Origin of the sequence: Corallococcus llansteffanensis (assembly GCF_003612055.1) — a bacterium.
GTDB classification, from domain to species: Bacteria; Myxococcota; Myxococcia; order Myxococcales; family Myxococcaceae; genus Corallococcus; species Corallococcus llansteffanensis.
Genome location: NZ_RAWB01000027.1, coordinates 25,752 through 36,029, shown reverse-complemented (window position 1 = coordinate 36,029; position 10,278 = coordinate 25,752). Strand labels below are relative to the sequence as shown.

Annotated in this window: 7 protein-coding genes; 5 read left to right on the top strand and 2 right to left on the bottom strand. The window is 72.3% G+C overall.

Going from position 1 to position 10,278, the window contains the following annotated elements:
* From D7V93_RS04455 to D7V93_RS04440, 4 genes are all read left to right on the top strand, one after another.
* On the top strand, positions 1-1,232 hold a 1,232-nt coding region (locus D7V93_RS04455; RefSeq protein ID WP_147451039.1), incomplete at its 5' end, for a carbohydrate porin.
* A gap of 60 nt (positions 1,233-1,292) precedes the next feature.
* Positions 1,293-2,282 (top strand): cupin-like domain-containing protein, encoded by a 990-nt coding sequence (locus D7V93_RS04450; protein WP_120642159.1) that lies wholly within the window; start codon positions 1,293-1,295, stop codon positions 2,280-2,282.
* A 251-nt stretch (positions 2,283-2,533) separates the two neighbouring features.
* Entirely contained in the window at positions 2,534-3,568 is a 1,035-nt protein-coding gene (locus D7V93_RS04445; protein WP_244237103.1) for a cupin-like domain-containing protein, read from the top strand.
* On the top strand, positions 3,565-4,464 hold the full coding sequence (locus tag D7V93_RS04440) for a hypothetical protein (protein ID WP_147451038.1): 900 nt from the start codon (positions 3,565-3,567) through the stop codon (positions 4,462-4,464). Before D7V93_RS04445 ends, D7V93_RS04440 begins: the two co-directional genes overlap by 4 nt.
* Positions 4,465-4,468: 4 nt before the next feature.
* On the opposite strand, the gene D7V93_RS04435 is transcribed toward D7V93_RS04440, so the two are convergent.
* The gene (locus tag D7V93_RS04435) at positions 4,469-7,249 is read right to left on the bottom strand and encodes a CHAT domain-containing protein (RefSeq protein WP_147451037.1); all 2,781 of its coding nucleotides are present in this window, start codon (positions 7,247-7,249) and stop codon (positions 4,469-4,471) included.
* 128 nt (positions 7,250-7,377) lie between these two features.
* On the bottom strand, positions 7,378-9,042 hold the full coding sequence (locus tag D7V93_RS04430; protein ID WP_120642156.1) for a M14 family metallopeptidase: 1,665 nt from the start codon (positions 9,040-9,042) through the stop codon (positions 7,378-7,380).
* Positions 9,043-9,166: 124 nt separating this feature from the next.
* Between D7V93_RS04430 and D7V93_RS04425 the strand changes: the two genes are divergently transcribed.
* Positions 9,167-10,219 (top strand): hypothetical protein, encoded by a 1,053-nt coding sequence (locus D7V93_RS04425; protein ID WP_147451036.1) that lies wholly within the window; start codon positions 9,167-9,169, stop codon positions 10,217-10,219.
* Positions 10,220-10,278 lie beyond the last annotated feature (59 nt).

Genomic DNA, 10,278 nt, shown 5'->3' with positions numbered 1-10,278 from the left:
GGTGGATGCTGGGGTGGGCCCTGCTGTGCTCGGGCCCGGCGCTGGCGGCCGAGACGAAGATGCCTCCAGGGCTGACGGGTGACTGGAGCGGCGTGCGCGGATTGCTGTTCGAGCTGGGGGTGTCGCTCCAGGTCCGCTACGCCACGGAGCTCGCCTACAACGCGCGCGGCGGCAAGGGGCATGCGCTCCGGCAGGCGGGCCAGCTCGACGTGGGGCTCGGGCTGGACACGGAGAAGCTGTTCGGCCTGCCCGGCGGCACCTTCCAGTTCACGTTCACGCACCGCAATGGCAACAACCTGGGCGCGGACATGGAGCTGGGCACGCTGCAGCTCGTTCAGGAGGTGTACGGCCGCGGCAACGTGGGGCGCATCACCCAGCTCTGGTACGAGCAGCTCTTCCTGGGGGGACAGCTGCACTGGAAGCTGGGCCGCGTCACCGTGGGCGAGGACACGGCGGACTTCCGCTGCGACTTCCAGAACCTGACGTTCTGTGGCGCGCAGCCCGGCAACCTCGTGGGCAACTACTGGTTCAACTGGCCGGTGAGCCAGTGGGGCACGCGGCTGCGGCTGGACACGCTGAAGGTGGCCTACGTGCAGCTCGCCGCCTACGAAATCAACCCGCGCAACCTGGACCCGTCCTTCTACCTGGGGCGCTTCTCCGGAGCGACCGGGGTGATGCTGCCCCTGGAGCTGGGGTGGAACCCGAAGTTCGGCGGGCAGCGGCTGGTGGGGCTCTACAAGCTGGGCGCCTGGTACGACACGTCCAATGCGAACGACGTGCTGCTGGAAGGCGTCCAGCGCAGCGGGCGCTACGGCGCGTACTTCGTGGCGCGCCAGCAGCTCACGCACGTGAGAGGCGCGGAGAACGAGGCGCAGGGGCTCAACGTGTTCGTGCGCCTGACCCACGCGGACCGCGACACCTCCCTCCTGGACAGCCAGTACACCGCGGGCCTGGGCTACACGGGCGTCTTCGGCCGGCCGGACGATGACGTGGGCTTCGCGCTGGGCCGCACCCATCCCAACGGGCGCTACGTCACGTCCCAGCGCATGGAGCAGCCGCAGGACCCCACCGTCGCGGTGCCTCGCACGGAGTACCTGGGCGAGCTGTACTACAGCCTGCACGCGACGCCGTGGCTCGTGCTGCGCCCGAACTTCCAGTACATCCGCCCGGGCGCGGATGCGTCCGCACGCGACGTCATCGTGCTGGGCCTCAAGGGCGCGTTGAGCCTCTAGGGCATGTGGGGGAATGCCCCCCTGCCGTGCCGCCTCGGGGGTGGCCTAGACTCGGAAGCCATGGCCCTGTCGCCCTCGTGGCATGCGTGGCTGTCGGAGAACCTGCTGCGCGGCGTGGCGGCGGACGCCCTGGCCCGGGACTTGGTCGCCGGTGGGGTGGCGCCGGACGAGGCCTCCGCGGAGGTGGAGCGTGCGCGGCGGCACCCGGCGGTGGAGGCGGGCGTCCGACAGCTGGGGGCGGGCGCGGAGGTGGCGTCGCTGCTGGACGTGCGGGCCGCGCTGCATGCGCAGGCGGGCGTCGGCGTGGAGCGGCGGCGGGGCGTGTCCGCCGAGGAGTTCCGCGACGGCTACTACCGCGCGCACCGGCCCGTCATCCTGGAGGACTTCCTGGAGGGCTGGCCGCTCTTGGAGCGCTGGCGGCCGGAGGCGCTCGCGCGGACGCATGGCGAGGTGGAGGTGGAGGTGATGACGGGCCGCGAGGCCCGCGCGGACCACGACCTCTCCCCGGATGCGTGCCGCACGGTGATGCGGCTTTCGGAGTTCCTCCACCGGCTGGAGCACGGCGGGGCCACCAACGACCTGTACCTCACCGCGCGCAACTTCGCGCTGGAGCGGCCGGAGCTGCGCGGGCTGTTGGACGACGTGCGCTTTCCTCCCGGCTTCCTGCACCCGCGTCCGGAGCCCGGGGGCATCAAGCTGTGGATCGGCCCCGCCGGCACGCGCACGGCGCTGCACCACGACGTGGACTCGGTCCTGTTCGGCCAGGTCCATGGACGCAAGCGGTTCTGGTTGATCCCCTCGTTCGAGACGCCGCGCGTGTACAACCGCACGCACGTGTGGAGCGCGGTGGACGCGTCCGCGCCGGACCTGGAGCGCTTCCCCGCCTTCGGCACGGCGCACGTGCACGAGGTGGTGCTGGGGCCCGGCGAGCTGCTCTTCATCCCGGTGGGCTGGTGGCACCAGGTGCATGCGCTCGACGTGAGCGTGTCGGTGACGTTCCAGTGCCTGGACCTGCCGGGCGGCAATGCGCGGTGGCACACCTCCGGATGAGGCATGCCCCCGCGCGGGCCGGTTATTCGTCGAGGTTTTTGCGCTGGGGCGTTTCAGGAAGGGGCGGCGTGGGCGGCGGCGGCGTGGGCTCGGGAGTCTTGCGACGGAGCGGGTCGCACTCCTCTTCTCCGGGCGGGTTCGGTGGGGGATTCGGGACGATCTGGTGCGAGTTCGAAGGAGGAGTCATTGGAGTCCGCTCAACGTGGATGTGGACAACCCAAAACGTTCAGCCCGATGCGGGGGGATCGTCGATGAAGAACGCCCTCCCCCCTGAATTGAAAACGTGGCTCGCGGAGAACCTTGTGCGTGGGGTGGCTTCCGCGAGGCTCGTGGCCGCGTTGGAAGCGGCGGGCCTGGACCCGGAAGTCGCCCGGGACGGCGTGCGCGCCGCCGAGAATCACCCCGCGGTGGTAGGGGGGCGGAGCCACGCGGAACGCTCGGAGGTGCTGGCGTCACTGCTCGCGACGCGGTCGGAGCTGTACCGACAGGCGCACGCGGAAATCCGGGTGGAGCGGCGTCACCGGCTGGGCCCGGCGGAGTTCTTCGCCGACTACTACCGGCGCAACCGGCCGGTGGTCATTGAAGGGCTGCTGGAGGACTGGCCCGCGCTGAAGCGGTGGACGCCCGCGTGGATGGCCGAGCGCTTCGGTGACGAGACGGTGGAGGTGATGGCCGGGCGCGACGCCCTGGCGCTGCCGGACTTCCACGCCGACCGCCTGCGCCGCGAGGTGCCCCTGCGCGAACTGCTCGCGCGCTTCGAAGGTGCGCCGACGAACGACATGTATCTGGTGGCGCGCAACAGCCTGTTGCTGCGCGAGGCCTTCCGGCCGCTGCTGGAGGACCTGCGTGCCCCGGAGGGCTATATCCATCCGGACCTGGACGGACCCGACCGCGTGCACGTGTGGCTGGGGCCCGCGGGGACGCTGTCCAACCTGCACCATGATCATCTCAACGTCCTCTTCTGCCAGGTGTGGGGCCGCAAGCAGGTGTGGCTCGCGCCCTCCTGGGAGACGCCGTGGATGTCCAACATGCGCGGCTTCTACAGCGCGGTGGATGTGATGGCGCCGGACACCGCGCGCTTCCCGGACTTCGCCCGCGTGGCCCTGCACTCGGTGGAGGTGGGGCCGGGGGACGTGCTCTTCCTCCCCGTGGGCTGGTGGCATGCGCTGCGCGCGCTGGACCCGAGCCTGTCCGTCACGTTCGTGAACTTCGAGGAGACTCCCGGTCTCAACACCTTCTGGCGGGAGGGCTGGCTGGGTGCCACGCCCTCGGAGGAGCGCCCATGAGTTCGTCGAGTGCGTCGCGCGAAGTGGGGGCGGAGGGCTCGCCGCTGACGCCCGAGTGGCGGCGGTGGCTGGTGGAGAACCTGCTGCGCGGCACGGCGCCGCGCGAGCTGGTGGCCGCGCTGGAGAAGGCGGGCGTGCCGGCCCCGACGGCGCAGCAGGCGGTGGCGGCGGAGCAGCGGGAGCCCTTCGTCGTCGGGGCGCTGGGCGCGGTGGGCATGCAGCGCAAGCTGGAGGGGCTGCTGGATGTCTATGCCGAGCTGTTCCAGCAGACGGACACGCCGCCCCGGGTGGACCGTCACGAGGCCCTCACGCCCTCCGCGTTCTTCGAGCGCTACTACTTCCAGAACCTGCCGGTGGTGCTGCGCGACGCCTGGGCCTCCACCCTGGCACCCGGGGCGTGGGCCTCCGACGAGGTCGCGGCCCTGCTAGGCGAGCGCGAGGCGCGCCATGCGTGCTGTGTGCCGCTGTTCGGGGATGCGCGGCTGGAGCCCCTGGCACGGGCGCTGGCCACACCCCGGGGGCTCGCGGCGGAGGATGCTCGCGCGTGCGAGCCCCGCCTGTGGTGGGAGCCACCGGGGGCCGAGGTCCCGCTCCGGGCCGCCCGGCGCAACGTGCTGCTCGCCCAGGTGCGGGGCGTGCGGCAGCTCCAGCTCATCCCGGCCTTCGAGCTGCGGCGCGTGGCCTCGGCCACGGACACCACGGCCGCCCCCCTGCGCCTGGACGTGACGCTGTCGCCCGGGGAGCTGCTGCTGGTGCCGGTGGGGTGGTGGTACGGCTTCCACGCGCCGGAGGGCGGGCTCGCCGTGTCGTTCGAGGCGTTCGCGCTGCCGGTGCCGAACGTGACGTGGGAGTCCGACGCGGAGCCGCTGCCGTCCGCGCTGCCTCCGCTGGACTGACGGCCTACTGGTACAGCAGGACCTTGTCCACCCAGCTCATGCCGGGCTGCTGCCGGTGCCATTCGAGGCGCTCGGCGCGCAGGGCCTGGGAGGGCTCCGTGCCGGCCTGGATGCGCTCGCGCACCGCGCGGAAGAAGGCGCCCGCGTCGTTGGGGATGTCCGCCGTGGCCGCGAAGACGGCCCTCGCGCCCGAGGCGACGAAGGCCTGCGGCAGGGACGATGTCTGGTGGAGGACGGGGGCGAGCCGGGCCGCGCTGCACGCGCCCAGCACCACCAGGGGCGCGCCGTGCAGGTGCCGGCGGCGCAGCTCCTCCGCGGTGAGCGCGTAGTGGCCGTCCTGCTGCGGCGACAGCGCGATGACCGTGGCGTCCGACAGCGCGCGGTCCACCACGCCGTGCGCGTGGATGTCGATGTCGGTGGCCTGCTCCATGGCTTCCAGCACGCGCTCGGGCGTGGCCTGCGTGCCCTTGAGGCGCAGCAGGCGTTGCGCTCCCTCCAGGTCCGCGTCCGTCGCTGGGGGCAGCCGCGCCAGCCGCAGCGACGCGGGCGGCTCCACGTCCGAGACGACGACGTGCAGCGGCGGCTTCGCGGGAGGAGGGGCCTGGGCGCCCGTGCCGACGCGGAAGCTCCACGCGAGGTCCGGCGGCAGGATGCCCGCGCGGCTGTCCAGGGGCGGCGCGGCCAGCACGGCGACGCGGGGACAGTCGCGCAGCAGGGCCACCAGCTCCGCGGGCACCAGCCCCGTCAGGTCGTCGCGCAGGGGGCGCGTGCGGGACGCGTCGTAGTGGCCCCGCACCTGGCCCTGGAGCCCACGCACCACCGTCACCGTGCGCTCGTCCTCCACCGCCGCCGCCAGCACGCAGCCCTCTGGCACGGGCACCTGGAGGCTCTCGGCCACCACGTCCAGGGCTTCACGGAAGGCGCCTGCGTGGCCCGCGCTCACCGCCAGCGTCTGGAAGGCCACGACCCGCGCGTCGCGCGCATCCGCGGAGGTGCGCAGCAACGGCTCCGCTTCGGCGATGGCGCGGCGGAGCACCTGCTGGCCCTGGCGCCAGTCGCGGGCCACCGTGAAGCGCCCCTCGATGAGCGTGGCCAGCACGCGCCGGCCCGGGTTCTCCGTCAGCGGCGTCACCCGCGCCAGCTCCGCGCGCAGGCGCGCTTCGTCGGACGGCCGCGGATCCAACCGTGCGAGGTCCGCGAGGATCCACGCGCCCTGCAACCCGGGCGTCTGCCCGCAGGCCAGCGAGGCCTCCAGCTCGTCGCGCGCCTCCTGTGGACGGAAGCGCATCAGCGCGAGCGAGGCCAGGTTGCGGTGCGCGTGCGTGCGCGCCATGCAGTCCTCGGGCTGCCGGGCCAGGGACTCGTTGAGGTAGGCGCGCGACAGGGCCACCCGCCGCTGGAAGCGCGTCGCGTTGGCCAGCATCACGAGCGCCACGCCCTCGCGCTCCCATTCGCCCAGCGCGGCGGCCTCCTGCCAGGCGGCGCGCGCGGACTCCTCGGCCTCCACCAGCCGGTTCGACGCGGTCGCGCGCTGGCTCAGCCACGTCAGCAGGTCCACGCAGCGCAGGGGCAGCTTGTGCTCGCGGCATCCCGTCAGCGCCGCGCGCAGCCGGTCCCCTGCCTGGGCCCCTTGCCCCGCCAGGTCGTCCAGCCGTGCCCCCTCCTGCTCCACGCGCGAGAGGACCCACGGGTCGGTCACGTCGCGCGTCAGGTCCCTCAGCTCCTCCTGCGTGCGTGCCACGCCCGGCGTGCGCAGCAGCGCACCCAGCAGCAGATCTCTCGCCGTCTCCTCCTGGCGCAGGCGCTCGATGAGGCCCGCGGGCGACGGATGCTCCTCCAGCACCAGCTTCACGTACTCGCGCGCGAGCGGGGCCCGGCGCGTGAAGTCCAGCGCGGCCAGCCGCTCCACGGTGTCCTCCAGCGCGCGGCCTCCGGACACATGGTCCAGCGCCCTGGCGAGCGGCAGCAGCTCCCGCACCCGCGTTGCGTCCTCCGCGGCGCCGAGCAGGTCATAGAAGCGCTCGCGAGCGAGCCCCGGGAAGCGGCCGAGGGTCTCCACCGGCAGCGGCGCGTCCGGCGTGCGCAGGCGGGCAAGGAGCATGGCGCGGGTGGCCTTCCACGCGTCCGCCCGCTCCTGGAAGCGGGCGCGCAGGCTCCGGGCCTGCTCGCGCGCCTCGTCGCTCCAGCCGGGCTCGCCCTGCGCGGCCACCCCCTCGAAGGTGGTGGCGGCGACGAGCGACAGGCCCAGCTCGCGCATCAACACGGCCCGGTTCCAGCGCGCCTGCGGGTGCCTGGGCTCCTCTTCGAGCGTGGCGTCCAGCAGTTCCAGGGCCTCGTCATGACGTCCGCGCAGGAGGGCGGCGGCGGCGTGCGCCGTGTCCCGGTCCGGCGAGGGCGGCACGTGCGCCAGGTGCGCGAGCGCCTGCTCCGTGTAGCCATGCAGCAGGTAGCTGATCGCGACCCCGTAGGCGTCGCCCTGCTCCTCCAGCCGGGACAGCGCCCCGAGCGGCACCGGGCGGGCCGCGGGCCCCGGCTCGCGGGGGGGGACGAAGCGGCGGTGCACGTCCGCCGCAGGGTGGGCTAGGCGCACTTCCAGGGAGCGGGTGGGCAGGTCCGACAGCCACAGCGAGGACCGCTCCGGGAGGGCGCCGCGCTGCTTCCAATAGCGCACGGCGCCAAAGCCCGCGGCCATGCAGAGCGCGAGTCCCAACCAGAACCCGGCGCGCCCCAGGCCCGTGCGCCGTGGAGGGCGCGTGCCTCGGGGCGAGTCCTGCCTGTCAGCCATCCGGGGCCTCCCGCCTGCCCCCGCCGACCTGCGCGGGTCCTACGGCCAGCAGTCTAGAGCCAATTCCCCCGGGCCTGACAGACCCGGGGGCAGACCGTGGGGCTTCCGGACGTTCGCGGCCGGACGCTCTACTCCACCTTCAGGGGAGCGCGTGTGGCCTCCACGACCCGGTGGATGGGGTACAGCTCCCCCACCGTGAGGGTGTCGTCGAGGAACTGCCAGCGGCAGAAGCCGTCGTCCGAGTGCGGCTCCAGCAGGTAGGTGATGAGCGTGCCCGTGCGCTGGTCGGTGGGGACCTTGAGGGTGCCGGCGGGGAACTCGCGCTCGGAGCGCTCGGGGGCCACGGTGAGGACGGTCTCGAAGCGCACGGGCTTGGGCTTCTGGCTGAGCGGGACCTCGTTCTGGCCCGGCGCCGGCACGTTGGCGGCGACGTCCGGGCTGAAGGTCTGCTCGCGGCGGGCGATGCGGTAGCTGTCCACCTGGAAGCGCTGCGCGGTGGCGAGCTTCTCGAAGCGGATGCCATGGCCCTCCAGCCGCGACGCGAGCGACGCGGGCACCAGGTACGCGGACGGCGTGCTCACCGCCTGGGTGGGCACGAAGGTGCGGTAGTGCGGCATCTTGTAGGCCTTGCGGCGCTTGCCCGGGTAGCGCCGGCCCTCGATGCTGGCCTCGTCGAAGGAGTTGATGACGGCGGTGTCCTTGCCCAGCACGTAGGCGGGGTAGTCGAACACCAGGGCGCCTTCCGCGTCACGCTGGGCGACGCCGAAGTTGATGCCCACGCGCTCCAGCACGTCGGGGTTCTTGCCGCGGGCGATGATGGCGGCCTCCTCGAAGTCGGTGGCGGCGCGGTAGCCCTTGGCGTAGCGGGCGGCGTCGCGGATCAGCTCCAGCACCCACGCACGGATGACGGCGCAGCGGCGGGGGAAGTCGATGTAGCTGTACGTCTCCAGCAGCACGTCCAGCCGGCCCAGCAGGCCCCGGTAGTGGCTGCCGAAGCGGGGCAGCGCGGGGTAGGTGTGCCAGCCGGAGCGCGGGTCGCCCTCCTTGAGGAAGTTGCCGTACCAGTGGCTGTCGAAGCCGTGCTTCTTCTTCACGGCGGCGGACACGCGCTCGGCCAGCTCGCGGTTGTAGTCGCGCGAGGTGGAGAGGAGGTCCGCGTTGCCGTGGGGGATGTCGAAGGTGAGATCGAAGGCGTGGATGCTGCCGTCGGTGGTGTGGCAGTCCACGAAGAGGTGCGGCCACCACGTCTGGTACAGCTTCGCGACCGCGCGCGTCTCCGGCGCCTCCTGCTTCATGTTGTCGCGGTTGAGGTTCCAGCCCTCGCCCGTGTAGCGCATGCCCACGCCACCCGGCGGGTTCACCTGACCCTCCAGGTTCTTCAGGTCGAGCGCGCGGTTTCCCGGGCTGATGCGATCATTGCCGTCCGGGTTGAAGTTGGGGATGAAGACGAGGCAGAGCCGGTCGAGCAGCTTCTTGCCCAGCGACGTGAGGGTGAGGTCGCGAGCGAGCCCCATCAGGGTCTCCTTGCCCTCCACCTCACCGGCGTGGATGTTGGCCTCCACCATCACGATGATCTTCTTCTGCTTGCGGGCCAGCTCCGGCGTGAAGCAGTTGCGGTCGCTGATGACGAGCGAGATGAGCGGCTGACCCTCGCCGCTCTGGCCGAAGTCCACGCGCTTCACGAGCTTCGTCTGCGCGCAGAGCGCGTCGACGAACGCGACCACGTCGGCGCTGCGAGAGGTTTCCTGGTAGTCGGTGGCTTCCGCACGGGTGCGCAACGGAGGGATGGGCATAGGTGCGCGCATCCGAGCGCTCCATGCATGCGCCGTCAAGCACGTGCGGGAGGGGGCCGGCTTGTCATGCCGTGACGGTGTCCCTTATGAAACCCGGACGGAAATGGCAGTGGAGGGGGAGTTCATGATGCGGAGTGGCAAGCGGCGCGTGCGCGCCATGGGTGTGCTCGTGCTGGGGTGCGCGGCGGTGTGGGGCCCGGGCTGCAAGAAGGAGGATCCCGCGGTCACGGCCGTGTCTTCCCTGGACGCGGGCGTGGCCCCGGCGGCGGTGGCCGTGCGCGACGCGGCCCCGGTCGCGGAGGTCCGCAAGCCGCTGCGCTTCTCGGACGTGACGTTCGTCTACAAGGACGACGACCTGAAGGTCTCCTACACGCTCGCCAACCCGGGCACGGCGCAGGGCCGGGGCGAGGCGTGCCTGTGGCTGCACGACGACAAGGGGGAGGTCATCGAAGCGCTGAAGCTGGGCGTCTTCAGCCTGAAGGGCGGCACGTCCGATACGTTCCAGGACCACGCGACGGTGGTGCGCACGTTCTGGAAGCAGGCCCGGTCGGTGCGGCTGTTCACGACGGCCAGCGACTGCCAGCGCTCTCCACCCCAGGCGACGAGCGAGCTGCTGCACGTCCTGACGACGGGGCAGCCGGTGCCGGCGGGTGGGCCCACTCCCCGGAACGTGGAGGCGGCGAAGGTGGAGGACTTCGCGCTCTCGAATGTCGAGCTGCGCCAGGACGACGCGGGCACCGGGTACTCCCTCACCTACACGGTGAAGAACGTGAGCGGACGGCGCGCGTCGGGGAGCGCGTGCCTGCGCGCGTACATCGGGGAAGGGTGCCCCTGCCACCTGGAGGAGACGCCGAGCGGTGGGTTCAGCCTGCCCGCGGGTGCATCGGAGACCATTACGGATCCCGTCCTCTTCGACGACGAGAAGCACTGGGACGACGTGAAGGTGCTGCGGCTCTTCGCGACCTCGACGGGCTGCGCGGACGCGGCGGATGCGCGGAACGTCGGCTTCAAGATCGACAAGCCGGCCGCGTTCGGTGAGCCGAGGGAGCTCATTGACGTGGCCGGGGAGCCGGAGCTGGATCCGGACAACCCCGACGCCTTGGTGGACGTGCCGGACGAGCCTCCTGTCGAGGAGGATGAGCCCTACTCGGATTCGCCGGAAGAGACCGGGCACTGACGCGAGCGGCAGGGGGCTGACAGGCAGGCGTGGACTCGCGACCGTCCAGGCAGGGAAGC

Bases quoted from the DNA above. Each gene is read 5' to 3' on its own strand.
- D7V93_RS04425 (WP_147451036.1), top strand. From the start codon at position 9,167: ATGATGCGGAGTGGCAAGCGGCGCGTGCGCGCCATGGGTGTGCTCGTG.
- D7V93_RS04440 (WP_147451038.1), top strand. From the start codon at position 3,565: ATGAGTTCGTCGAGTGCGTCGCGCGAAGTGGGGGCGGAGGGCTCGCCG.
- D7V93_RS04445 (WP_244237103.1), top strand. From the start codon at position 2,534: ATGAAGAACGCCCTCCCCCCTGAATTGAAAACGTGGCTCGCGGAGAAC.
- D7V93_RS04450 (WP_120642159.1), top strand. From the start codon at position 1,293: ATGGCCCTGTCGCCCTCGTGGCATGCGTGGCTGTCGGAGAACCTGCTG.
- D7V93_RS04435 (WP_147451037.1), bottom strand. From the start codon at position 7,249: ATGGCTGACAGGCAGGACTCGCCCCGAGGCACGCGCCCTCCACGGCGC.
- D7V93_RS04430 (WP_120642156.1), bottom strand. From the start codon at position 9,042: ATGCCCATCCCTCCGTTGCGCACCCGTGCGGAAGCCACCGACTACCAG.